27 protein-coding genes are annotated in these 24,441 nt (G+C 46.6%); 16 read left to right on the top strand and 11 right to left on the bottom strand.

The annotated features are described in order from the left end of the window. From TQ39_RS21055 to TQ39_RS21035, 9 genes are all read left to right on the top strand, one after another. On the top strand, positions 1 to 454 hold a 454-nt coding region (locus TQ39_RS21055), incomplete at its 5' end, for a hypothetical protein (RefSeq protein ID WP_207641410.1). A gap of 613 nt (positions 455 to 1,067) precedes the next feature. After that, complete coding sequence (locus TQ39_RS16775; protein ID WP_050006382.1) at positions 1,068 to 1,784, top strand: LytR/AlgR family response regulator transcription factor; 717 nt, start codon at positions 1,068 to 1,070, stop codon at positions 1,782 to 1,784. Further along, the gene (locus TQ39_RS16770; protein WP_050006381.1) at positions 1,784 to 3,073 is read left to right on the top strand and encodes a sensor histidine kinase; all 1,290 of its coding nucleotides are present in this window, start codon (positions 1,784 to 1,786) and stop codon (positions 3,071 to 3,073) included. The genes TQ39_RS16775 and TQ39_RS16770 overlap by 1 nt, the downstream gene beginning before the upstream one ends. Before the next feature lie 89 nt (positions 3,074 to 3,162). After that, complete coding sequence (locus TQ39_RS20520) at positions 3,163 to 3,753, top strand: accessory gene regulator B family protein (RefSeq protein ID WP_082052322.1); 591 nt, start codon at positions 3,163 to 3,165, stop codon at positions 3,751 to 3,753. Beyond that, complete coding sequence (locus TQ39_RS21050; RefSeq protein WP_154524257.1) at positions 3,750 to 3,902, top strand: hypothetical protein; 153 nt, start codon at positions 3,750 to 3,752, stop codon at positions 3,900 to 3,902. Before TQ39_RS20520 ends, TQ39_RS21050 begins: the two co-directional genes overlap by 4 nt. A gap of 116 nt (positions 3,903 to 4,018) precedes the next feature. After that, the gene (locus TQ39_RS16765) at positions 4,019 to 4,909 is read left to right on the top strand and encodes a hypothetical protein (RefSeq protein WP_155201750.1); all 891 of its coding nucleotides are present in this window, start codon (positions 4,019 to 4,021) and stop codon (positions 4,907 to 4,909) included. Beyond that, on the top strand, positions 4,896 to 5,426 hold the full coding sequence (locus TQ39_RS21045) for a hypothetical protein (protein WP_155201749.1): 531 nt from the start codon (positions 4,896 to 4,898) through the stop codon (positions 5,424 to 5,426). The genes TQ39_RS16765 and TQ39_RS21045 overlap by 14 nt, the downstream gene beginning before the upstream one ends. A gap of 88 nt (positions 5,427 to 5,514) precedes the next feature. Beyond that, positions 5,515 to 6,018, top strand: coding sequence for a hypothetical protein (locus TQ39_RS21040; protein ID WP_155201748.1), 504 nt, complete (start codon positions 5,515 to 5,517; stop codon positions 6,016 to 6,018). Positions 6,019 to 6,093: 75 nt separating this feature from the next. Beyond that, positions 6,094 to 7,395, top strand: a complete 1,302-nt coding sequence (locus tag TQ39_RS21035; protein ID WP_155201895.1) for a hypothetical protein — start codon at positions 6,094 to 6,096, stop codon at positions 7,393 to 7,395. A gap of 800 nt (positions 7,396 to 8,195) precedes the next feature. Here the strand turns inward: TQ39_RS21035 and TQ39_RS16755 are convergent. Next, the gene (locus TQ39_RS16755; RefSeq protein ID WP_050006378.1) at positions 8,196 to 8,384 is read right to left on the bottom strand and encodes a hypothetical protein; all 189 of its coding nucleotides are present in this window, start codon (positions 8,382 to 8,384) and stop codon (positions 8,196 to 8,198) included. Positions 8,385 to 8,700: 316 nt separating this feature from the next. Here TQ39_RS16755 and TQ39_RS21030 point away from each other — a divergent pair, with 316 nt between their 5' ends. The 6 genes from TQ39_RS21030 (at position 8,701) to TQ39_RS21020 (ending at position 15,607) form a co-directional block, all read left to right on the top strand. Continuing rightward, positions 8,701 to 9,276: a hypothetical protein gene (locus tag TQ39_RS21030; RefSeq protein ID WP_139056123.1), complete on the top strand. Its 576-nt coding sequence runs from the start codon at positions 8,701 to 8,703 to the stop codon at positions 9,274 to 9,276. Between the two features lie 12 nt (positions 9,277 to 9,288). Then, positions 9,289 to 10,455: a hypothetical protein gene (locus TQ39_RS21025; protein ID WP_156146385.1), complete on the top strand. Its 1,167-nt coding sequence runs from the start codon at positions 9,289 to 9,291 to the stop codon at positions 10,453 to 10,455. 154 nt (positions 10,456 to 10,609) lie between these two features. Continuing rightward, positions 10,610 to 11,353: an ATP-binding cassette domain-containing protein gene (locus TQ39_RS16745; RefSeq protein ID WP_050006376.1), complete on the top strand. Its 744-nt coding sequence runs from the start codon at positions 10,610 to 10,612 to the stop codon at positions 11,351 to 11,353. Further along, entirely contained in the window at positions 11,350 to 13,704 is a 2,355-nt protein-coding gene (locus TQ39_RS16740; protein ID WP_050006375.1) for an ABC transporter permease, read from the top strand. The genes TQ39_RS16745 and TQ39_RS16740 overlap by 4 nt, the downstream gene beginning before the upstream one ends. 13 nt (positions 13,705 to 13,717) lie before the next feature. Further along, complete coding sequence (locus TQ39_RS16735; protein WP_139056121.1) at positions 13,718 to 15,016, top strand: hypothetical protein; 1,299 nt, start codon at positions 13,718 to 13,720, stop codon at positions 15,014 to 15,016. A 57-nt stretch (positions 15,017 to 15,073) separates the two neighbouring features. Continuing rightward, complete coding sequence (locus tag TQ39_RS21020; RefSeq protein WP_119981107.1) at positions 15,074 to 15,607, top strand: RICIN domain-containing protein; 534 nt, start codon at positions 15,074 to 15,076, stop codon at positions 15,605 to 15,607. Between the two features lie 30 nt (positions 15,608 to 15,637). On the opposite strand, the gene TQ39_RS16730 is transcribed toward TQ39_RS21020, so the two are convergent. The 7 genes from TQ39_RS16730 to TQ39_RS16700 all read right to left on the bottom strand — a co-directional run bounded on the left by TQ39_RS16730 (position 15,638) and on the right by TQ39_RS16700 (position 22,227). After that, positions 15,638 to 15,898, bottom strand: a complete 261-nt coding sequence (locus TQ39_RS16730) for a helix-turn-helix domain-containing protein (protein WP_082052321.1) — start codon at positions 15,896 to 15,898, stop codon at positions 15,638 to 15,640. After that, positions 15,895 to 17,589, bottom strand: a complete 1,695-nt coding sequence (locus TQ39_RS16725; RefSeq protein ID WP_242853529.1) for a VirD4-like conjugal transfer protein, CD1115 family — start codon at positions 17,587 to 17,589, stop codon at positions 15,895 to 15,897. Before TQ39_RS16725 ends, TQ39_RS16730 begins: the two co-directional genes overlap by 4 nt. Before the next feature lie 50 nt (positions 17,590 to 17,639). Continuing rightward, the gene (locus TQ39_RS16720) at positions 17,640 to 19,022 is read right to left on the bottom strand and encodes a toprim domain-containing protein (RefSeq protein WP_156146383.1); all 1,383 of its coding nucleotides are present in this window, start codon (positions 19,020 to 19,022) and stop codon (positions 17,640 to 17,642) included. A gap of 188 nt (positions 19,023 to 19,210) precedes the next feature. Continuing rightward, positions 19,211 to 21,178, bottom strand: a complete 1,968-nt coding sequence (gene mobP3, locus TQ39_RS16715; protein ID WP_050006371.1) for a MobP3 family relaxase — start codon at positions 21,176 to 21,178, stop codon at positions 19,211 to 19,213. Beyond that, positions 21,145 to 21,555 carry a hypothetical protein gene (locus TQ39_RS16710; RefSeq protein WP_009322747.1) on the bottom strand — a complete coding sequence of 137 codons (411 nt, stop codon included), beginning with the start codon at positions 21,553 to 21,555 and terminating at the stop codon, positions 21,145 to 21,147. The genes mobP3 and TQ39_RS16710 overlap by 34 nt, the downstream gene beginning before the upstream one ends. 101 nt (positions 21,556 to 21,656) lie before the next feature. Beyond that, positions 21,657 to 21,974, bottom strand: a complete 318-nt coding sequence (locus TQ39_RS16705; RefSeq protein WP_009322749.1) for a type II toxin-antitoxin system RelE/ParE family toxin — start codon at positions 21,972 to 21,974, stop codon at positions 21,657 to 21,659. Continuing rightward, entirely contained in the window at positions 21,964 to 22,227 is a 264-nt protein-coding gene (locus TQ39_RS16700; protein ID WP_009322751.1) for a type II toxin-antitoxin system Phd/YefM family antitoxin, read from the bottom strand. The genes TQ39_RS16705 and TQ39_RS16700 overlap by 11 nt, the downstream gene beginning before the upstream one ends. A gap of 568 nt (positions 22,228 to 22,795) precedes the next feature. Here TQ39_RS16700 and TQ39_RS20515 point away from each other — a divergent pair. Next, the gene (locus TQ39_RS20515; RefSeq protein ID WP_082052320.1) at positions 22,796 to 23,203 is read left to right on the top strand and encodes an IS110 family transposase; all 408 of its coding nucleotides are present in this window, start codon (positions 22,796 to 22,798) and stop codon (positions 23,201 to 23,203) included. Here TQ39_RS20515 and TQ39_RS16695 read toward each other — a convergent pair. The 3 genes from TQ39_RS16695 to TQ39_RS16685 form a co-directional block, all read right to left on the bottom strand. After that, positions 23,146 to 23,646: a hypothetical protein gene (locus tag TQ39_RS16695; protein ID WP_050006370.1), complete on the bottom strand. Its 501-nt coding sequence runs from the start codon at positions 23,644 to 23,646 to the stop codon at positions 23,146 to 23,148. The two genes, TQ39_RS20515 and TQ39_RS16695, sit on opposite strands and share 58 nt — an antisense overlap. Positions 23,647 to 23,711: 65 nt before the next feature. Beyond that, positions 23,712 to 23,918 (bottom strand): hypothetical protein, encoded by a 207-nt coding sequence (locus TQ39_RS16690; protein ID WP_050006369.1) that lies wholly within the window; start codon positions 23,916 to 23,918, stop codon positions 23,712 to 23,714. Between the two features lie 4 nt (positions 23,919 to 23,922). Further along, complete coding sequence (locus TQ39_RS16685) at positions 23,923 to 24,420, bottom strand: gamma-glutamylcyclotransferase family protein (RefSeq protein ID WP_050006385.1); 498 nt, start codon at positions 24,418 to 24,420, stop codon at positions 23,923 to 23,925. Between the last annotated feature and the right edge of the window lie 21 nt (positions 24,421 to 24,441).

Genomic DNA, 24,441 nt, shown 5'->3' with positions numbered 1-24,441 from the left:
CTTTATTTTTCTTGGAGGTTATACAATGAAAAAGTTTATTTGTATTGTGCTTACCGTCGTCCTCGCACTATCTTGCATGAGCGCTTTTGCCGCTGAGCCGCTTTCTTCTCAGGAAGGTGGTACAACCACTCAAGAGAGCATTACTCCATTTTGGGTCAACACCCTTTCTATCATCCCTTCTATTTCTGGCAGCGCCGGAACATATTCCTGCTCAATCAATGGTGTTTCCGGGACAACCAAGATTTCTGCTACTTTGGTACTATACGAGAAAGGTTGGCTAGGCGGCTATACAGAGGTAGCGCGCACCAGCCACACCACATATTCCGCTTCATTCTTCAAGTCTGACTCCTACAGTTTCAGCTCCGGGAAAACTTATAAGTTAGAAGTCAGCGGAACTGTCACGCGAAATGGCTATGCAGAGCCTGTTTCTGCAACTATTGAACAGAAAATATAATTATTCCCGCATTTAAATCTTTCGAGGAAGACAGCAGCGGCATTGGTAAATATACCAATGCCGCTGTTTTTCTTTGTACTTCACATTGTTCTTCGTCCATGTTACAATCATTAGAAATACATCTATATCTTATAGCTTCATTTTTTGCTTGATTGAATACGCCGTCTGAAGCGATTCACTTCGGCCGCCCGGATGGTGCATGCAGACCGGCAAAATGGTGCATCGACACCGTGATCATGGTGCAATGTCAACGCAGCCGTTAAAATGAATTTAGCATCGCAAGATGCGAATTCCTTTTAGGAGGTCATACCAGAGTCAATCACAAAGAGATCCTTGATGTGTGAGTGACCGCGAAACGCTTCTATGCGGGGAACACTTTGAAAAGCGTTCCCCCGCTCCCCCTCGAAACCCGCTCCATTCCTGCAGAATGGTTGCACCGTCCTGGCGGAAACAATACACAATTCCTGCGGCAGAGATGCACCATCATCTGCGGTCAAGCTGCACTTTTTGGCCGGCATACGCACTTGATGTAACTATTCTATTTTTATCACGTATACAAAGTATTCTATGGTGAATCGCAATTTTGCTAAATTGCGAGAGAGGAGACTTCGTAATGTATCAAATTGCTATTTGTGATGACGAAAAAATTTTTACCGATAAGTTGGCTCATATGATAAAACAGTATTCCAATGCTCATCACCATGTCATTGATCTACACCTTTTTCAACAGGCGGCCGACTTCATACAAAGTTCTCTGGAGTCTTACGATATCGTTTTTCTTGATGTCCGCTTTGGTGAAATTAGCGGGATTGAGATTGCCAAAGCCCTGAGAGCAAAAAACGAGAATGCAATTTTGATTTTTGTATCCGCTTTCATAGAATACGCTATCATGGGTTATTCTGTGCATGCATCGGCATATCTTCTCAAAAGTGACTTGGATGGAACTTTTGAGAGTTGCATGGATGAGATCTTTCCACAAATTGGCTCTAAGGAGATTTCAGTCCGTGTGCCATATGAACATGTAAATGTTGACATCCCTTGTAAATCTATCATCTACATGGAAAGCTATAAACGTCAAATTCAAATACATACGTCCCTTCCACGCTATCCTTCCATTCTTTACTACGCGAAGTTATCCGACATGATAGAGACTCTTGCACCCCATGGATTTCTTCGAATACACAAAAGCTATTTAATCAATCTTTCTCGCTGTCGAAGGATCCAAAACCGACTGGCCTACATGGACAACAGTACTGAACTGCCATGCAGCAGACAAAACTATACTGATATCGTACAAAAATTTCTTCAGTGGAAGGAGCGGGAAATATAATGGAACATCTAATGGAGATAATGACTACTGGCACAGAAACATTCTGTATTGTACTTTTACTCAATACATTTTTCGAACGAAAGTATACATCATACAGATTTTTCTTTCCGCTCTCAGCTGCCTTTCTCTTCTACCTTTGGCTGCCCTTAAACACGATACTCGCCACCTCATTCGTCACAAAACTTTTTATATCCATCCTCATCTGGCTTGTCTTTTCTCAAATATTTTATACTGGAGCACTTCCTTTTCATCTCTTTCTCTTATGTTCCTTTTTTATCATACTTTCCGGACTTGATTACTTTACGCTCCTGGGGATTTCATATATCTTTTCTTTCTCGTTTTCCGATGCTCTTTCCAATTCCGCACTTTACATCCTCGGTGCTTTCGTCTCTCGTACTCTGCTACTTCTATTCTCCATTATTATCTACCGACTTTTCAAAGCTAAAACATCTATGATTCTGAGTTCGAGCACTTGGATTGCGCTCTTACTGTTTCCTGTATTTTCAATCCTCTTATTTGGCGTAACCATTGAAAGTGCAATGGCACAAAATAAAATCAGTTTCAACCTAATCCTCAGCGGCATAGGTTTACTGCTTTTTAATATCTCACTATTTCTTTTACTTGGCAAGCTGGAATACAGTACCAGCCTACAGCAAAAAAATATTGCTCTCCAACATGAAATTGATCAGAACATGAAGTCCACAAATGCGCTCCAAGCCATCTTTAATGAGCAACGTGCACTGACACACGATTTCAATAACCACATTACAACACTATATATGCTTCTTAAAGCAGGGCATTACGAAAAAGCTACAGAATATGTAAAAGTGTTGTCCCAGAACCTACCGGAAAACACTCGTGTTGTCAGCACAAACCTCCCCATTCTCGATACCATTCTCAATCAGAAATATACACAGGCCAAACTTCAAAACACATCAATGCGCTTCACTGTAAACGATTTATCTTCTTTCCCAATGAAAGACGAAGATGTTGTCACACTCTTAGGGAATCTTCTTGACAATGCACTCGAAGCCTGTCGAAAACTTCCCGATTCATCATATATCAATGTAAAAATACTAAAAAAAGAGGGGGACTTTTTGCTCTCTGTCGAGAACTCATCTTTGCCAGTAAAAATTTCCGAAAATAATTATGTACCAACCGATAAAGCTGAACCACATTTACATGGTTTCGGTCTTCAAAATATTGCCCATATCATGCAAAAGTATGGGTATGAATACACACTTTTTTACCACGACGCCCGATTTCATTTTGTCTCAATTCTGTCATAAAAGTGCAGTTGGGAACATTTTTTGACAGTTGGGAACAAATCCATTGTGAAAGAATTGTGAAAATGCTATTTTAAGCTTAAAGGAGGAGGATGTTATTGCTCCTGTCCTGCTGCGAGAGGCTCACAGATTTTTTCATCAGCCAATGTGGCCTTCCGGAAACAAGAAGGTCTTGGTACATTTACGCATTACAAACTCGCATTTCTATGTTTCTTTCCACTGCCGGTATGATGCTGCTTGGCTGCCTTGTTGCCACGCCATACCAAGTGATCTGTTTTCTTGTAGGAATTTTATCTTTGCGCAGACGTCTCGGTGGCTATCACGCGAAGACGCCGCTGCGATGCTTATTCTTGTCGATTGGTGTATCCATTCTCTGTTTGAGCATTGTAAACAGCCTTGTTCAGTATAGTCTTTCAATTCTTATTTGGATTTTATTCATCAGTCTCTCTTTTGCTGTTTTCAATTCATCTCCTTATAGCCATCCAAACTGCCCGCTTACTCCTGATGAACTTGCTGTTTCCTGGATAAAAGCGAAGCATATTCTTATATGGAATCTGTTTTTGATTTTGTTGCTTCAAATCTTTTTTGCAAATTCAAACTGTGCGCTTTATTGTGAAATGGGAATCATAGCGGCCGCTATTTCCTTTTTTGTATCAAAATTCAAGGAGGTAAAATCATCATGAACAAAATCGCAACTTTTCTTTCTGAAAAACTGGCTGGCAAACTGGACGACCTTGCTCGTCGCGATATGCGCGAGTGGCCACCTACGAGCGTCCCCATCTATTACCAGCCGCAGCGCCCTCAGCGAGAAACCGATGATACAAACAAGTAGATTAATGTGACGGCTCTTTATAAATTCAACAGCGACATGATAAATTTGTATGCGATAGAACGCAGTTCGCAAACAAAATACAAAGAGCAAAACAAAAAACCAATGGTGAAGTCATGATGAAAAAAACTAATAATGAAGGCAGCAGAGCAAATAACAAGTGGAAATGCTTGCTTGCTTTCACGTCATTAGCGATTCTGGCGGGGTGCGTTCTACTCAATGCATACATCTTATATTGCAAAATCATCCCGGTAGGTAACGTTAAGCCTACTTACGATTATCGTATTGCAGTTTTCGGAAATGATGGTATTTACCCTGAAGAAGCTGTTAATTTCGCCAGTAGTCTCAATGACGAATTACCAAATGCAGTAATTGAGCAGATCGGGATTAAGATTGACTGCCGACCCCAAGGGTATAATGTCTACTGTGTAGCTCTGGATTCTGAAACGTTTGCTAATTGGTATCCCGTACCGATTACTACACAAAGGCCATACGCAGTGCTATCTTCATTTCACTCAATCGGGTTAGGCGAAATTGAAAATATCGCTGTTTCCGTAAAGAACACTGCAATTAATATTGTCGGCGTAAACCATACAGAAATACCATTTGGGGCCATGAGCAATGTTCCTTTGCCTAATGTACCAAGTTTACTTTTGGTGACCACACAAAAAGTAGCAAATGAATTATATGCGCAGTACCCAGTCACACAGCAACGGCAAATCTCAATATACTATCAAACTGAAGACGGAAAAACCTTAACTAAACAGATGGAGTCCTATTCACCTAAAGAAGTATCCGGTACTCAAATATGGGACTGTCAGGATTACACAAGAAATTCTTCGTGGGCGATCAGTACCCGAGTAAAAAAAATCATATGGAACAGTTGCTTAATTATTTTTACTTCTTTACTCGAGAGTGTCATTTTATTCTCTGCATTTAGCCTTAAGAAAAATTATTATAGCAATTGTCCCACCAAAACAACCAAGGAGGAGCATAATGAAAAACAATAAAAGCAATATCTCCAGCAAATCGTCTATGGGAAAGTATCGAAGACGAGGATTTACAGCATGTTGCATTTTGATTCTTTGCCTGTGTTGTTTTACCTCCACTGCCTTTGCCACTAGCGGTTTAATTGATGACGATCAGCTGCGGCTTGAAAACCTTAAAGTAGGTGATATTACCGAACATGGTATAGTTACTGCAATAGATGAAAATGGATATTTTTTCAAAATTGATGAATCAGAAGCAGTTGTTACACCAATGTCAACATTTAATGGATCACTGACAGGTCTTTTCGATTCGGAAACAACTTTAAATGATAGCGCATTTTATTTTGGCGGACAGGCAGTTTGCAAAAATTTAGCCGGCGGAGCTGGTGCCGTTCAATTTAAACTTGGTGATACTGCAGTTGGAGTTCCCCCTGGCTCGGGCTATTCATTCGTATATGTATGGGGTAACAAAGATTTATTTGTCCAATCAATAGAAGTGTGGGGAACAAGAACAGTTACTTGGGAGATTATCGAATAATCTATGCCACAAATTTATTAAATTTAGTTTCCTTGGTACTATCCCAAGTTCGCATCACAATAAATCTTACAAAAATGGAGATAAACTTATGAATAAAAAATTATTTACTGTGACCGCGGGATTTGTGTTAGCAACAGTTACTGCTATATCTGCATTTGCTGCTGATGTAACACTACGGGCCGTACCTGATACTGCAACGACTTTTTCTATTGGAGCACAAAACATGGTAGTTGATGGTGCTTACAATAACGCCAACGTCTTTATGGGAAATCTGTCTGGCAATGACAACGAATTTTGGATACTTAGGCAGCATCCTACCGGCAATTGGAGATTGTACACAGCTAAAGCACCAATCGTCGGATACGGCTATACAATTAATCGACATATCAACGGAACAAATTGCATCTTGTGGCCTGATGCAACAGACGCTTCAACACTCAGAGACTCTGTTGTTGATCTTATGACCGTTTCTTCTGGGGTACAGCGTATTAAACTAGCACTTAGTGTTAGTAGTAACCAGTGGCTAAATACATCTGGTAGTAATTTGGTATGGACCACCTCAGGCGTGGCTTTCAACGTATTCCCCGCCTAATTTCCTCAATCTGACCAAATTGCTTGCAATTTGGTCAGATTTTTTTACTGAGAGCCTAGAACGGAGTTGCATATAGTGTCTAAAATATGTATAGCTTTGTTTTTTCTTATTTTTCTGATGTCTGGCTGCCACACATTTTCTTTCCCTACATCAGACTCTTTTTCGGATATATCCTCTTCAGATGATCTCCCTCAAAGTGAAGCAGAACCATCGGAAATTCACTTCTTCGGCACTCTTGCATCAGGAAATGGAGATGGCGCTGAAACTGAAAATGGTTTCTTCTACATTGAGCCTCAAACTTCATCATATGCCAATATACAATATATTGATTTTTCGAATAAAACCCAATTCACTCTTTGCTCTAGTTTATCATGTACTCATAATAATGAAAACTGTACCAGCTATTTGGAATGGAGCGGTGGTTATCCTTATTTAGCAGCAAATTCAAGTAAAATCATCTTGACAAGTGCTAATGCAGGAGCAGCAAACGAAAAAATGTATCACCAAAAAGCATTACCAAATATACAAATTGCTGATTTGACTGGTGCGAATCGAAAAACGCTTGTAACGCTCTCCGCAAATGAAGATATACAAATCGGTACAGCCTGCAATGAAGAATATTTATATTTAATAAAAAAACGTGTAAACGGTACATCTAGTATAATGGACTTATGCAAGGTTTCTTTAAGTAATGGTGCACTACAAACTATTTGTCGCCTTCCCAATGGCAACAGCTTTATTCTTGGCGCACAAAATAAATATATAATTGTTGTTTGTTACTCTCCTGCTCCTAATGGGAATTTATATTCTCCTAGTCAAGTAGCTAGCTATATGTGCTTCGATATAGGTACTGAAAAGTGTATTTCGCAAAAAGAAATATTGATAAATTCCCTTAGCAGCTCAAACCAGAATTTTGTTAGTGGCACCACACTATACTCTTTCTCTCCTGTAGACAACACGTTATCGATCTACGATCTCAAAAATGGACAAACTGTACGTAGCATTCCATCTTTTTTTGAAAAAGAAATTGAAATGGGACAAATTGATATAGTTTTAGATAAAAACATTCTATTTTCTGAGATGTTCGTAGGCGATGAAGACGAAATCACTTCCATTAGGTTTGATTTATCTACCGGGAGACAAACACCTTTTACTCTATATGGTGAGTACGGAATCAATACGGGTAGACTTTTCCCAATCGTTCCATCCTGTTCATTGAAAGATGAATACTTAGCTGTTTACAAATGTGATTTTCTTGATGCCTTTTTAGGCGATGATTCCGGTATGCCTATTGGGATTCTAAGGCCCAATTTCACTTTTATTTCAAAAGAATCTTACTGGTCTGGCATTCCAGAATATAATCATCTGAAACAATAAGAAGTCCACCACATAATAGTTCAGCATCACTTGCATCTAATACGTTGCATTTTTGTCTATATCACAACTTTTGAAATTCATCGTTATTTTCAAGTTAAAAGATCGCAATCAGTCTTATTCGTTTTAGGGCAAAAATTTCATCTTAACATCCACTTTGAGAGAAACCAGAAGTATATAGTTACTATTCTCCCTATTTATTATAATTTTGAATGGAGGCAATTTTATGAAACGCTTTTCTCGAATGTTTACTTTTATATTTATTCTGTCAATAGTTTCCGCATTGACAGTCCCTGCTTTTGCTACATCTTCGCTGTACTCTACTAACGTATATCATTTTCGGACTGCAAAAGATTCGTCCGCCGCTCGATATGTATTAAACTGCCATACAGACGGAATTCCTGTCTCGGGAACTAAAATATCATTGTGGCAAGGAACTGGTCACTCATCTCAAGAATGGTTTGTTGATTGGACAACCGGTTCGCTTAATAATCCTACTGCGGCTCTAAGGCCAAATCAGAATAGGACTCTTGCAATAAATGCAGACAGGAGCGCAATAGGAACCGTTTGTAATGTAATACCTTCCACTGGAAATGTCTATAATGATTACAATATAACTTTAGTTGGGAGTCATAGCACAAGACCGACTGAAGTCAAACTTCAGCTACCAGCTCGCTATAATCATAGTTCCCCTGTATATATAACTACACATGGTATCGGGAATTACTGTACATGGAATTATATTAGTTCTAATCAAACTTGGTATATGGCAAACTAAAGGTTTTCCCTCAGCACATTTCTTGTCAATGAATTGGAACAGTGACATGGATTCCGTATTCGTGCAGAGTTGCTACTACCGGCTCACGGTCGAGCCCGATGATTTCCATGACCATGTGGGTAGTCTCACCCAAGGCAATGATGGCATAGACCATCTGCTCCGAGCAAACCTCTGAATGAGGATACTTCTTCAGCAACAACACGACCGCATCCATTGGCTACAGAGCTGCCACCATGCTTTTCCCTTTGGATGCATCAATTTCAACAACGTTCATAAAGTTCCCTCCTATGTGATTGGACTCATTACTTGTTCAGTCTCCTCAGTGACATGAACACGCCGAAATGTCCGGCGGTACAATCTGAGCAAATCGAATGCTTCGAATGAGAGAGGCAGCTAATGGGCATGTTAGCCAAAAGTATTTTCTGTCATGCCCGTTACTCTCCCATTCTAACAGCTTCGGCTCTGAGATGGAAAAAGACGCAGCTGGCTGCCGCGCCTTAAACCGGTAATTATTGTAAGGAGGTCTTCTTATGAAACATATCGCTCAAATATTGTCTTTTTCGTTAGCTCTAATACTGGCTATCACATTTACCACTCCCGTTTTTGCTGATACCAATCCGCCAGAAGATACAGCTCACGCATATCACTTTAGAACAGCGAAGGAATATGATGCGCCACGATATGTACTTAATTGCCATACAAATGGAGCTGTTGTTTCGGGAACAAAAGTTTCGTTGTGGCAAGCAACTGGCGATATCAGTCAAGAGTGGTATGTAGATTGGACCTCTTACGGTCAGTACAATCGTACCGCTGTTCTGAGATCAAATCAAAACAAATCTCTCGCATTAAACGCGAATAGAAGTGCAGTAGGAACTATTTGCGATATGCTACCCTCAAATGGAAACATTTATAACGATTACAATGTCACATTAGAGGGCGATCACTCCGTGAGTCCAACTCAAGTCAAACTACGATTACCTGCCCGTTACAACCATACCTCTCCGGTATTTGTAACTACACATGGTATCGGAAACTATTGTACATGGAACTATACCGGAGTCAATCAAACCTGGTACATGGCCGATGGACCATCCAAACAAAAATAAAGGTACTATTCAATGAAAAAAACTTCTTTATGGTGTATTGTATTTGTGCTTTTGCTCTCTATTATAATTATATATACAAGTTGTGGAGTAGAGGTGCCTACAAAGTCCGTCGCACATTCAGAGCAAGTTTTGGAAAACAATTTGAAAGAAGAATCCATTTCTGCTCTTAGTCCCTATCTTGTAACTACTTGCACAGGAATTTTTAACAATCAAGTTACGGGAACTGATAAGGGAAGTTATATATTACTTCAGAATTCAAAAGGTGAATACAATATCTTTTATGTTGACTATCTAACGCAGCAAATAGTCTATCTTTCTAGTGAACCACAATCTTTGCACAACGAGGAATCAGACACAAGCTATCTAGGAGAATGTCCCGGCGGAGCTTCATTATTTTGTACAAGCGAAAATTTGTATGTTGTGGTGTTAGGAAGCGCGCCCAGTAGCAATGTACCATCTGAACCGGCAAAAATAATCAAAATGGATTTAAATGGTGCTAATAGGTCAACATTATATACTTTCAGCGATGAATATTTTTTGGAAAACACCGCATTTGCTTTTGATGGGGAATCATTGTATTTTTTGGCCGTAAACGTAGATACAGGCCTGACTGAAATTGTTTGTTTGGCAACAAATACTGGTGTATTTTCTTCACTTTTAGAATTAGAGCACAATTCTTCATATCGCCTATTGGGAACAACTTCCGATGGATTGGTATTACAACAGACTACTTTTTCGGATGAAAGTGCACGGTGTAAATTGCAAGTTTTTTCTTTACAAACAAATTCTATACGTACAGTGAATGATTTCAAATATAGTGATAGGTCTTACGTCATTTCCCATGAAAAAGCATACTCCTTTAGTCCGAGCGATGGTAAGGCACGAGTTCTTTCACTGAAAAACGGGGAAGAAGATATACTTAACGATAAAGTGTTTTCAGGAGAAGACTCAACTGGTTACATGCTAGTCGGAGATATATATGACAATCACTTTTTTGTTTTGGATAAAAACACTAATGATTTATATGCAATCAAATGCACGGATGGGACTGTAACGCCAATAACTCTACAAGAAGAAGGTTTCAATGCATCAATCATGGCACAAAGTGAATCTGACTTTTTGATACTAAAAAATATGAGGAAAAAAGTTATATTGGAAATGATCCGAATGGCAACTTAGAAAAACAATCACTGATGTTGCCTGTATACGCGTTGATTAATAAAAAAAGTTATTGGAGCAGTACTCCGGATTTCCGAATAATACAATTAAAAAATTTTAATATTCAATAAATTTATTTCTGCAATAATATTCAAGGAGAGATTCTGTGTCTGATATGAAGCGACAGATAGAACTCTACCACCTTACTAAGATATACAACAACCAAAAGACAAGTCGAAAAGCCCTGGCCGGAGTGAGTTTCACTCTCGGCCCGGGCCTTTACGGCCTTTTGGGGCCCAATGGCGCAGGCAAAAGCACCATGATGAATATCATCACCGGGAATCTGGACGCTACCAGCGGAAAGGTACTGTGGAACGGTAAAAATGTCCTGCGCATGGGGCGGGAATTTCGGCGCGTCCTTGGATATATGCCGCAGCAGCAGAATCTGTATGACAGTTTTACAGGCCGCCGTTTCCTGCTGTACATAGCAGCACTCAAAGAAATTCCCCGGAGTGATGCAGCGTTACAAGTACAACGTGTCGCAGAGCTGGTACACCTTTCCAGTGAATTGGAAAAACGTCTGGCAGCCTATTCCGGCGGCATGAAACAGCGTCTGCTTGCTGCAGCCGCATTGTTGGGTGAGCCGCAGATCCTCATCATGGATGAGCCTACCGCCGGATTGGACCCGAAAGAACGTGTACGCCTGCGTCAGGTATTGGCTCAACTCGCCCATGACCGCATCATTATTGTTGCCACACACGTAGTCAGCGATGTGGAGCACGTTGCCAGTGAAATCCTGCTGCTCAAGGAAGGACAACTTGTGGACCAAGCGTCTCCTGCCGCGCTTATTGAAAAATACGCGCCGGGCGGCACGCTGGAAGATGTCTACCTCACCATTTTCGGGGAGGACGAAGCATGACACGCCTGCTTTCCGCTGAGCTGCGCAAGGTGTGGCACAGCCGTTTTTTTCTTCTGGCGTTTTCTGTGCTGCTCGGTGCCAACCTGTTTTTGCTGTGGTTCGGCACGGGCCATACGCCGGGCAATGTTCCCTCCTCTGCTTATCGAAAGCTGGAACAGCAGATTTCCGGCATGAGCATGGAGGATATGGATGACTTTCTGCATGAAGAGCTGGCCCGCACAGAGGGATTAAGCCATATCTATAACATCCTGCGCACAGAAGCATACAACAACGGTCAAAAAGACGAACGTCTCCGCGAAACCTACGCCGATGATTTTGAACAGTATTATGATATTTATGAAGCAGGCGGGTTCCTGAAGTACGGGGAAACGCTGGCACAGGAATACCGTTTTCTGAACACCATCGTTCTGGAATTTGAGCAGATAAACGGATACGAAGAATTTCTGACATCCATCGAACAGAAAGCCCGGCAGCTTTCCTCGATCTCTATTTTCGCGGAGAGCAAAAGCGGATACGACATGGAAAACATCCGTGTCACAGATGAAGCGTTCAGGGATATGCGCGGTACGTCCATTCAGTATTATCCGCAAAAAGGCATCATGACCGCACTGGATTTTGAACTTACGGATGTCGTAACCGTATTTGCGATGCTGCTCATTGCCACGGTGCTTGTCCGGGCCGAGCGGGACAACGGTCTGCTCGCGCTGGTGCGTTCTACTCCGGCGGGCAGGCTGCATACCGCTGGCGCAAAGCTGCTGGCACTGGGCGCAAGCCTCGCAGTTGTTCTGGCTTGCCTGTATGGCGTCAACCTTCTGTACTGCGGCGGGCTCTATGGTCTGGGGCCATTGAACCGCTCCATTCAAAGTGTGCCGCAGCTGATGCGCAGCACATGGAAACTGACGGTCGGCCAATATCTGTTCTGTTTTTTTCTCACGAAATGGCTGGCGGCATTCATCTGCGGTATATGGGTAATGCTGGCGATGCTGTTTGCCAGAAGGCTTTTCACGGGCGCATTGGGGGCTTTGGCTCTTATTGTATTCAACCTGTTCATCCGATCTGTTATCCCTGCCACCAGCAGATTGAATGTGATCAAATACGCCAATCTCATAAGTTTACTGCGCACCAATGAGCTGCTGGGCGGATACCGCAATCTGTATTGGTTTGATCACCCGATTCCTCTGCTTTTGGTGGAGTGTGTTGCCGCTGTTTTGTTCGGTATATTGTTTGCGCTGGCATTCTGCTTTATTTTCAGCCGTCACTATTTTACTGCAGCGGGACGTCGGACAGGCAGAAGACTTTTCAGGCGTAAAATTCCCGCATTCACGACGCCAATGCGTCAGGAAACCTACAAGCTGTTGGTGATGCAGGGCACAGCATTATTGCTTTTGTTATTTGCGGGGTTTCAAGTCTATACCGCAGTGACAACGGAAAGCTACATCGACGCGGACGAGATCTATTACCAATATTACATGAAGCATGTGGAAGGTCCGTTGACACAGGAAAGTGTTGATTGGCTCTCGCAGCAGCAAGAAGAATTTCGCCCCATCTACCAGCTCAATGCTGCGTTAATGTCGAAAAAGATAACTTCACAGGAATACCAGGCAATGATGCAGGGTTACTCCAGTTTGCAGCAGAAAATGAATGTATTCCAGCGTGTTATTTACAAGGCTCAGATGCTGAAAGAAAAACCTCGTATGGAAATGGTCTATGAATCCGGCTGGCTGAAGCTGTTCGATCAATATGACACGCAGGATCTGCCTGATACGCTTTGGGCATCTATCCTATGTGCAGTATGTTTTTCCGGGTTGTTCGCAATGGAGCGGCAGACGGGAATGATCAAAGTCATCGGCACAACACCGCTTGGACGGCGTGCCACCGTGCGGTACAAGCTGTTGCTTTCTTTTACTGTATGCGGCTTAATAACGGCGCTCAGCCTTTTGCCGCGCTTTTGGGTCTCTATCCGTGACTACGGACTTGGCACATGGATGGCTCCGGTTTACAGCATCAGCGAATATTACAACGCGCCGGAAATACCTTTGTTTTTAATGGCAGCAATCCAGACTTTTTTTCGATTGGCCGCGGTGAGCTGTATGGCCTGTGTGACGCTGGCTCTTTCGCAGCGGATTGGCAACACCTTTGGCGCAATGTTTGCGTCGCTGCTCATTTTTTCTCTGCCGCCGCTGCTCAGTGTCTCCGGCTTAACGAATGCGAAGTGGCTTAGTACATACCCGTTGTTCCACATCTGTGCGCTCTTTGGCGCAAGTACGCAGGCGGTCGGAATTATGCTTTTGCTGATTGTTCTAGCCGTTTGCTATCTTTGCACAGAATACTTGTTCACTCATTTCAAATGAAGAGGTACTGAATATGCGCTTTTGCAAATATTGGGCAATTGGAGCTATTGTCATTACTTTGTTGTCTGCATGTAGTGATTTTAGGCAAGGAAACTCCCCCTCTTCCACTTCAAAGGACTTTACGTTACATGCGGTATCGGGTAGCGAACATTTGACAAACAGAAACATAGAGTTGATCACTAGTGTCTATGGCATTTCCAGCCAAGCTTCAACAGAAACGGGACTTTATGAAATTGTACCATCAGGGACAAAGGGGTCAAATATTATATACACAGATTTTGATTCTAAAACAAGAACATATCTATGCAACCGACCTGAATGTCTGCACAAAGATGAAAACTGCCCCTCGTGGATTGCCTCTGACTCCTGTCTGATATTCACAGGTGGCACTGGACACAACATCTTCATTTTGCAGTTAGAAACCTACAATTCTCCCTATACGGGCATATGGAAAGCCGAACCGAATGGCAATAACAGAAATCTGTTATTCCAGTTTCAACCCAACCAAAATATCGTTAATGGAATTGCCGCTGACGAAGAGTATCTCTACATTACAGTGCAGGAAGTTGATTCTATTACATATCAGCCTAAAAAACTTATGTACCAAATCGATATTCAAACAGGCGAAGCAGCAGAGCTATTTTCGTTCAACGCAAACGATTGGTTGTTTGGCGCATATGAGGATAATTTAATTATCCTGTCCTATGATTCGGCAGAAAAAGAATTTGCATATTACCGCTATTGTGTTACAAACGGGGAGACAGAAGAATTTTTCAGATATTCTGCTACTGACGATGAAAAAGCGCCTGTTACTGCGCTCAACGGAAATATACTATACCTTGTTCAACCAATCGGAAATACTAAAGCAGAAGTAAGTTGTATCAATCTTAAGAACAATCAAAAACTGGTACTATGCTCTGAAATTCCATTTTTTTCATCTGAGACAACGACTATCCTTGACTTTGTAGACAATAAGATGATCCTTCAAGTGTCTGATACCCGACAACAAGATTCCAAATTGGCTAAGCACTACCAGTATGGCATCGATTTAAAAACCGGAGAGGTAAAAGAAAATCTATTACTTATTGAAAATGGAGGACAGGCTGAATTCATCAATATATGCGGTGCATATAAAAATGAATACTGTGTTTTATCAGGCTATGACCCTCAAACAGTAACCTTATTTGATGATAACGGTACCGCTTATGAATCGTCCATATACTTTCCAGTATACGCATTTATCACAAAGGAAGATTATTGGAACGGTTCAGAAAAATGGATCGCTCCAATTGATTTGACGAAAGGAGGGTAGCGTTTCAATTCTAGCCCATAATAGCAAAAATTCGTACAAACCAAAGGAGAGATTACGATGAAAAAACTTATTACTTTAGTTGCCAGTCTTTTGGCCGTCGCTTTATTGACAGTTCCAGTCTTCGCAGCGGAAAATCAATCTTTAGCTGTAGATATAACCAAAATATCTATCTCCAATGAAGCCAACAACGACCTTCTAAATGCCGCGACTGAAAGTTCTCCGGTGAATGGCACCCGTATCACCACTTGGGATAATACAGGGCACGCAACACAACGGTGGGACTACTCTGAAAGTGTTCCTGGAAAACCTCAACATTATTGGTTAAAAAATTCCGCCAATAGATCTTACGCTGTTACATGTTACGGTACCGATGGACAACAAGTTACCCTACAGTCATTCACACGCAACATGACGACACAGCCCGTTAAATTCATTAATGAAGGCGGTTCTTCTTTTAATATTTACGGTTTGGCAAATACCACATATATTTTAGCTCTGACAACTACCGGTTCCTATAATGGTGCACCTGTCTTATGGAAAGGTTCAAACAATCAAAATAATCAACTGTGGGTTTTAGGTGCATGGGGATAACTCAATAATGCTACTGATCTTGAACTCAGATCAAATTCTAAAAACATATTGGTTGCTGCTCTTGGCCCCGTTGGCTCTCCAACGGGGCTGCTTTTGTATGTAACCGGTATTGACCAGATCATCCAGCGCCCGGCGTACCGTGCTCATGGACAGCTTTGTGTCCCTGCTGATCGTGCGGACGGAGGGGAAGCATTTCCCCTCCCTGTCCGCACGGCTGCGCAGATACATGTATACCGTCACAGCCCGGCTGGGCAGGTCATCCGCCCAAATAGTATCGAACCAGCCGCTCACACGTTCTCCTGTATCATCCCCGGCTTCTGCCGCTCCGGGAACCGCTCCTGCCCCGGTACAATCTGCTGCCCCGGCGGGATACCGTACTCTTTCAGTATCTTCCTTCTCAACTCTTTGCTCCCCGCATACTTCACTTCCCGCTGCGCATGCTGCTCCAATGCATACGGCTCTGTAAATGTGATGCCCCAATCCAGGAACAGCCGCAGTTTGGACAGCATTGGACGCCGCCCTGTCTTCATCACGATAAACTGCCCTTTCGGCATTGATTTCAGTTCATCCGGCGTCATCAGCCGCCGCCCCATCATCTGCAGGCTGCGGGACGGGTCGCTTTTCCCCCTGCTCACACTCCCCGTCATCACAGTCTGCTCTCCCAGCTGGCGCGACACCTGTTCCGCTGTATCGCCCGCGGGGCTGAACCCTCCCGCGATGGTATCCTGCGCATTGTCCAGGATAATGGAACAGCCCTCTTTCCCGTAGTTCCGTTCCAGCTGTCCGTAGGACTGGATGATCCCCACGATGCTCAGCCGCCTCGAACGCGCCGCGCTGAACATCAGCTCCAGCGACTCTATCTTCGGAAGCGATCCCAGCTCATCCAGAAAAAACATCACCCTGTTTTTCAACGCGCCGCCCTGTCCGTCCGCCACCACAAGGATCTCCCGGTACATCTGCTGCACCAGCAGGCTCACCATGAAATATTTGCTGCTGTCTTCCTCCGGCAGCACCACGAACACAGCGGACTTTTCACGGCAGAATTTCTCCGCGTCAATCTTGGTTGAAAAGCACAGCATCTGCTCAAGCTCTGAATCCAGAAACGCGTTCAAACTCGCCATTGCCGTGGAAAGAACGGACGCCATCGCCTGCTCTCCCGCGGTGAGCGCCGCCCCCGCAAACCACCTCGCCTTGTGTTCGGGCGGCAGGAGGCTCAAAAGCATCTGCAGCTGATTCTTTCCTTTCTGGCCGGACGGAGACAGGAGATCCTGTATCAGCTTGAACACTGAAACGATGTGCCTTGTCTCCGGCGGACAGAATTCCGCGACCAGCAGGATCACGGAGGTGATGAGGCCTTCGGCCGCGTCATAGAAATAGGCGTTCTGTCCATGCTCTGTCCCGCTGCTGGATGTGACGACCGTTTTCGCAATGATCTTCGCATACTTCTCCGCCCGCGCCCTGCTTGCCAGATCGTCCGGGTGCGCCATATATGCGTCCATGTACTTGTTGACAAGATCCAACAGGTTGTTGCCGTCACTGCACGCCGGATTGCGCAAGTCTAAAACCGAAACATCATACCCATATATGTCTTTGGCGATGCCCGCGTAATTTCGCGCGAGGTCGCCCTTTGTATCCGATGTGAGGAAACTCATCCCCGCCGCACAGCAATATTCCAGATTCGGATACAGGAAGTACGCGGTTTTTCCCGCGCCGCTCCCCGCCACCATCATTGCATGGATATCGTCGCCGTCCACAAGCGCCGTCACACGTTTGCCGCGCATTTCACAGCCCACCACCAGCCCCTGTACCTTTGGAAGATGCTTTCCCCGTCTCCACGCCCGCGGCCGGAACCGCACCCGGTGGAACGTGCGCCGTATTTCCCCCTTACCGGCAAACCGTGCCGTCCCGTGCTGCCCGTCTCCCACCGTCCTTCCCTTGATGCCGTCCAGGCTGAAACCCGCGCCGTTCGTAACGGCCGCCATCAGCAGCAGAAGGCCGACGCACAGCAGCAAAAGCACCGCCGTTTCCTGCCCTAACAAAATCCCATCCTCACCTCTTCCTCTTCCGCCTGTGTACTTTCCCGTCCGGACATTTTAAGCATGCAGGAAACGTCCGCCGCCATCGCCGCAGCAGCGGTGTGCAGCCAGCCATCCGCCAGTTCCGCCTGCTGTCCCGCTGTCCGGGCCGGCATGCTCTCCTCCGCCGCCCGCATTTTCTGTATCTGTCCGCCCAGCGACCGCAGGCGTGCATCCTGCGTGATATGGTCCTTATGCGGCTGGTACAATTCCGCGGCCCTGTCTGCAAGCCGGTCAAGCCCGGCCGTCTCTCCGCCTGTACAAAGCAAATGCCGGGCACGCAGCAGCGCGCCCGCCGCCAGCTTCTGCAGGCAGCTGTTTTGGATCTCATCCGCCTGTGCCGAACAGGCCGCTTGAAATGTCCCCTCCAGATACCGCCCGTCCACGAAACGCGGCGCATGCAATGCCCGCGCCAAAATCGCATCCTTTACCTGTTCCAGCATCTGCAGTTTCGGGTGCGGCTGCGCACACACTGCATCCATCCCCCCGCGCGCTTTCAATTCCTCGTTCCAATCCTTCCATGCCGGAAGCTGTACAGAAACATCCGTGTATCCTTTTTCCCTCAGCAGACCAGTCAAACGCATCACGCCCTCGATCCCACCGGCGTCATTGTCCAGCGCAAGCACGACGCCGCGCACCTCCGGATACTCTTCCAGCGTGCGGAACAGGGCAGCTTCCGCCGTACCGTTCAATGCCAGATAGTTGCCCTGCCGCCAATCCTTTGGATAAAGGGAGACATATGACATGAGGTCGACTGCCGCCTCAAACACATACAGCGGTCCGCTGCCGCCCATATGGCGGAATCCATACGCTTTGTCGCTGCCCGGCGCATCATACCGGAACGCGCGCTGCCGCATCCCCTTGATGTGCGCCTGCCGCGGCGCACCGTCCCGGTCCATCCCTACCAACACCAGGCTGCATTGTTCCTGTCCCTGACGTACACCTTCCGCCCTGCTCTGGTACACCTGACCGGTCTCGATAAAGTATCCGGCCACGTCCGCGGACACCTTCCGTATATCTGTCAAATACCGCCGCACCTGTTCTTCCGAACTGTCCTTCGGCGGAAGCCGCAGCTGCTTTTGTTCCTGCCGCTCACATTGCACAGGCCCTGCCGCAGGAACAGCGGACTGTTCCAGCAGGAACCGCACCGCCTTCTTGAAATCCATATGAAAAAAACGGCGTGCAAATGAGATGGCGTCCCCGCCCTCTCCCCTGTAATGGCTGTACCACATATTGCCGCGGATGCTCACCGATTCCTCCCCCGGTATACGCCAATGCATTTCTCCCCCGCTGCGGGAAAGCGGAAAACCACGCATTGCAAGCAGCGGCGCGATCTCCATGTTCCGCGCCGCCGCCACTTCTTCTTTTGAAAAGATCTTTTTGTTTTCTGTGATAGCTCTCTCCTCCCTGCTGTATCCGTATTTCTTCTATTGGTATCTTCATACCGCATGTGTCACAGTGACACATGCCATATTCCAGCCAAATATCCCACCTGGCCCCTGACGGGCTGTTTTCTTTTTTGCCTGCGTCACATTTGCGGTTCAAAATCGTTTTCCGCATGGCCAAGCGCGCGCTGTTTCTGTTCCAGCTCCCGCCTGCGCTTTCTGTCCAGATACATACAGCGCGGACGGATGCGCGGCACAGACGTTTCAAACATACGGCACAAACTTCCGATCACACCCAGCGCAGCGTCCATTGGGCCGAGCCTGTGCCACTGCGCACGCCGCTGCAGCAAACGCTGTGCGAATTCATTTCCGTCCTGTGCCGCGCTTCGCAGCAGCTCCTCCGCTTTCGCCCAATCCCTGGGAACGCCATTTCCCCGGATGTACAGCTTTCCCAACTGGTATTTTGCCCAGGGCGCCGCGAATCTGCGCACAGATACGTCAGACGCCTGCGCCGCTTCGACAAAAAGCCGTGCCGCGGATCCTGCGTCCACAGCACGGCCTTTTCCGTTCAGAAAATATTTCGCAAGCCTGTATTTGGCGAACCCGTTCCCATGCTCCGCAGCCCGTTCAAACCAGTCCGCGGCTTTCGTTTCGTCGAAGAACGGCGACGTCTCATCCGCGTGCAGCTTTCCGAGCGCGTATTCCGCAAAATGATTTTCCTGCTTTGCAGCCCGTTCAAAAAACATTTTTGCGCCGGCGTCATCCCGCGGCAAAAAGTATCCCTCCCGGTACAGCTTACCGGCCTGGTATTGCGCATATGCATCCCCGCGCTCCGCCGCGCCGAGCAGCGTCCGGATCGCCGCCTGCACATCTTCATCCGGATATTCTTCTTCACGGGCGGCGTCCAGCAGCCGCTTTGCACCGTACACCGCATGCTGTGCGCCGCGGTCCTGTGGATCCTGTACCGCGTCAAACTCCTGTTCCGGCTCCGGCGCGGGACAGCCTTCTTTTGCAATGCGCAGCACGATATTTTTCAGATGCCGGAACTCCTTTTGTGTGTGCAGCGGCGGGTCCTGTTCCGGCAGGCTGTCCCGGTATGTGGACAGCACTGTTTTGCGAAGCTCCCACCACGCGCTGTATGCAGCCTTCACCTGCGGCTGCTTTTCCAATTCGCTGATAATACTGTCCACAATGGATTTTACCGGCCAGGGGAGATACCCATACTGGAGTCTCCCCTTTCTGTCCCGTACTTCTTCCGACAGCCGTTCCAGCAGGGATTCCAAAACCGGCATCTCTGCAGGCGCATCCCGCATCCCGGCCACCGCCTCTTTCAGGCGTGCGCTGAACAGATCCCGCAGTTCGTCCCGGCTCTGTGACTGGCGGATATATATTGCGTCCAGTTCATCCCGGAATATCTGCCGTGCGAGGAGGGAGCGGAGCTGCACCACCCCCTCCTTTGTGAGCGCCGGCTTTTGCACACTGTCCGCATAACAGACCAGATGCACATGAGGATGGTGCGCTTCGTTGTGGAAGGCTCCGCACCAATGGAACGACCCGACCGGCACATTGAACCGCGCGGCGATCTCCGCCGCATTGGCACGGAGCAGCGCGCGCCATGCGTCCGCTTTATCGTATGACAGGCGGGCGGCGTCTTCACGCCGCAGGGAAAGGATACATGTCCAAATGTTCCCGTCGTGCTCTGAAACCGCACGCGCGGCAGCGTTCAGATCCGGCGCATCTTCCTCCTGTGTGAACAGGCCGTGTGCGCCGCTGCGCTGGACGCGCGGACGCTGCGCGATGTACGAAACATAGTTGGAGCGCGCGTCAAACAGTTCCAGATGTTCCTCCAATGTCCGCGTGATGAATTCCGACGCGTTGCGGACAGTCGGCCGGCGCGCATAGTCCTCATACTCAAAGCTCCGGCGTGCATCCGGAAAATCCCGCAGCAGTTTTTCCACAAGGACGCGCTGCGCCTGCGCCGCCGGCCGCGCTCCGTTCTCTTCCACATATTTCTCCACGCCCTCCCGCGTGGCAATGTACCGTATGTATGCCTGTGCGTGCCGCGCGGCGTCCGGCTTCAGATAGCGCCATTTTGTGACGAGCTTTGCCATCCGGTATCACCGCCGAACATCTGCGCCTGCACGGATTCGATCTGCGCGCCTTTGCGGCTGACCGCAACTTCCGCGCGCGCTTTCCTGCGCAGCTCCGCATATACCTCATCCGGTATGTCAAAGTGCGAGACAAGGATGCGCTGCAAAATGTTGAGTTCCACCGCCAGCGCGTACAATACCGACACGGTCGCCTTGTCAGACCGCTCCTGCCGCGCGCTGATGATGGACAGCAGTGTTTTTGAGAGATAGTCCTCTGTTTCTCTTGCTTTGATATATCCCAGGTAAAAGCGTGCAGCATTTGTCATAAAGGAATTGAATGTACTGCTCGCTGCATTTCCCAGGTTATCCAATATGTCCCGGTATACATCCTGCGGCAAACGGATCGTGATCCTTTTCCGTGTATCTATCTTTCCGCCTCCTTTTTCGCAAAACAAAAGATGCAGATGCCTCTCAGCACCTGCATCCTCATTTTTTCTTCTCACAACAGTCGTTTGTAATCCCGCGCGCCATAGAAAAAGCGCATGACGACCACTTCTTTTGTCTGCTCATTCAAAAGATATGCTCCGACATAGTTTTCAACGATTAATTTTCGGTATCCTTTTTTCCGCAGGCTTTCATCATCTGCACGCGGGAAACTGAACGGATGGTTTTGAAGCTGTTCAAAGCTTTTTTCAAACGCTGTCATCAACCTGTCAGCTGCTTGCGGCGCGTCCAGACAAATCGAAATGTACTGATAGATTTCTTCCAGATCCGTACGGGCAAGCGGTGTTAGCTTTAATTTCCATTCACTTTCCATACTTGCCGCGCAGCTCCTTCAGTACTTCCATACCGTCCAGCAGCTCTGCTCCATCAGCAACTTCTGCCTCAGCAGCAGCCAGCTTGCGGTACATTTCATTCTGCGCCATGATTCGTTCATATACCGCATCATTCATCAGCACAAGATCATTGCGTCCGTTCTTCGTAATGAAGATCGGTTCATTGAGCGTTTTTGCAAAATGCGAGATCTCCGTTGTATTTTGCAGTTCACGGATTGGCCTGATCACCGGCATGTTTATCGCCTCCCTTTGTATATATATTGTATTACTATTTTGTTGCGCGGTCAATTCCTTATACTCCATATCTGCTATATTTGTTTTGATGTCAGCCAAAACCGGCTTATTTCCCTGTGCACAGGCAATTTTCTAATATTTTGATGTCAGGCAAACCGGGAATTCGCTGTTTTGACGCCACCTCGGAACGCCGTTCAGCCCGCACTGCGGGCTGATGTATCTGGCGGACATGAAATTTTGATGTCCGCCTTTCTCCTGCTATCGTTCTCTATCCCCCAAAAATCGGTGCAAAGGGAACTCCATCCCGCTGCCAAACTGCTGCGCTTTACGCACAACCGTCCCGTCCGATAAAGGGATAGCACTCCTCCCGGTAAAATATCTTCGCGGCTTTGGAAAAATATTCTTATCTTCCCCCGTCACAAACAAAAAAGGGAGCAGACGCTGTCTGCTCCCGCATCGATTTTAAAGTGTATGCCCTATCTCACCTTGCTGCTGTTCCAATGCCAGATATTCGTCAAGACGCTGCTCTTCCAGCGAAGCGACCATCTCTGCAAACGGAGTGAGACCTATGATGTTTATCGTTGGTATCGATGTTGCCAAGCGCAGTCACGAAGTCAGTATTATTACATCCGAGGGGCAGACCGTACAGCGGGCATTTTCCATCTCAAACAACTGCACGGGCTATAACTGTCTGATGGAGAAAATCAGGAAGCTGACAAATGTCCGCAGCGAGATTGTTTTTGCCATGGAGTCCACCGCGCACTACTGGCTGGCGCTTTATACCCATCTTCACAAGGACGGTTACCCCGTTGTCGTTCTCAATCCCATTCAGACTGATGCTATGCGCGAGATGTTTATCCGCAAGACGAAGACTGACGCCAAGGATTCCTTGTTTTCTTCATTTCGTTCCACTCACTTTCACATAGAAAGAACAGGATCGCAGTTTTCCCCGCTGTCCTGTTCCTCTGAATTTTGATTGAATATCTCTGATTCTGCGGCAAGTTCATTGCGGACATTCCGCCATCTCATATCGGGAGAAACCGGGCAGCAGTATTTCCATTCCTGTTCGGGAGTGAAAATATATATAAATTCTATCCCCTCATCGCTTTCCTCCATATCCTCCAGCGTCATTTCTTTTGCAGGCCATTTGTATTCGCCGCAGTCCCTGCCGAACGCAAGCGTAACATCCTGCTGATAATCCTTGCCGTACCAGTCGTGCGGCAGCGACGGATCGGGTTCTATTTTTTCGCCGAGAAAACAAATGTCGCCGAGCGCTAAAAGCGCATCCACTTTTTCCGGTGTGTTGTAATGCTCTGTCAACAGTCTGCCGGTCGTTTCAAGATAGCTCTCCAACTGACAGAATATTACCGAGTATTTTCCGTTGCCAATATCTTTGCCGATATAACTTCTTGTTCCCATATGCTTCTTCCTCACATAAATTGTTTTGGTTCGGTTTGTGCCTGTTCCTGCTCACCGGAATTTACCTAACGGTCATAACCTTTAACCGGGCAGTGACCTGCCAGCATGAAAGAAAAATCACGCAGGCGTTCTGCCGGGTATCCGGTTAGTCCGATTTGCACACCGTAGTGTCCCTCGTAAATAGAAGTCACTTTGGCGTTCAGCACATCCGACCATTCACGCCTGCCGTCCTCGGTCAGCGTAATATGGGTGTTCCCAAACTTTTCCGCCAAAGCTTCACAGCGTCATCTGCCATGTCCCGTTCAGCTCTTCTTCAGGTGCTACTTCGTTCAGCATCCTGCGCACACTTTCCTGCACCGCCTCATTGAGCACACCGGTATCAAACCCGGCGTCCGCGTATCCTCTGGCGATCGTCTCATAATAGGAACGCGCAGGGACGCCGTACTCCCGTTCTCCGGTCATCACGTATGCCATAATGTCCCGTTCCCTGCCGTCCATCGTGACGGAAAGATTTTCCTTGCGGTACAGATGCGGGTATCCCTCATAGAGATCGAGCGCCCGTTCGTCAGACGGTTTGATCTTCCATACAAGCACAGGCACGCAGGCCCCGGGCTTTGGCTCCACCGTCGCCACCGCGCCGAACTGTGAACCGCGGAACAGCAGCTCATGGCCGTACAGCATCCCGCTGCATACCACTTCCGCCGTCGGACAGCGCCGTGCCATTTGCCCCCGATCCAGATTGCTCCCATATGCGATATACAATTTCTCTTTCATATATATAAGCATCCTCCCCCC

This window comes from Ruthenibacterium lactatiformans, from assembly GCF_000949455.1.
In the GTDB taxonomy this organism is placed as follows: domain Bacteria; phylum Bacillota; class Clostridia; order Oscillospirales; family Ruminococcaceae; genus Ruthenibacterium; species Ruthenibacterium lactatiformans.
This window is presented reverse-complemented; position numbering and strand designations above follow the sequence as displayed.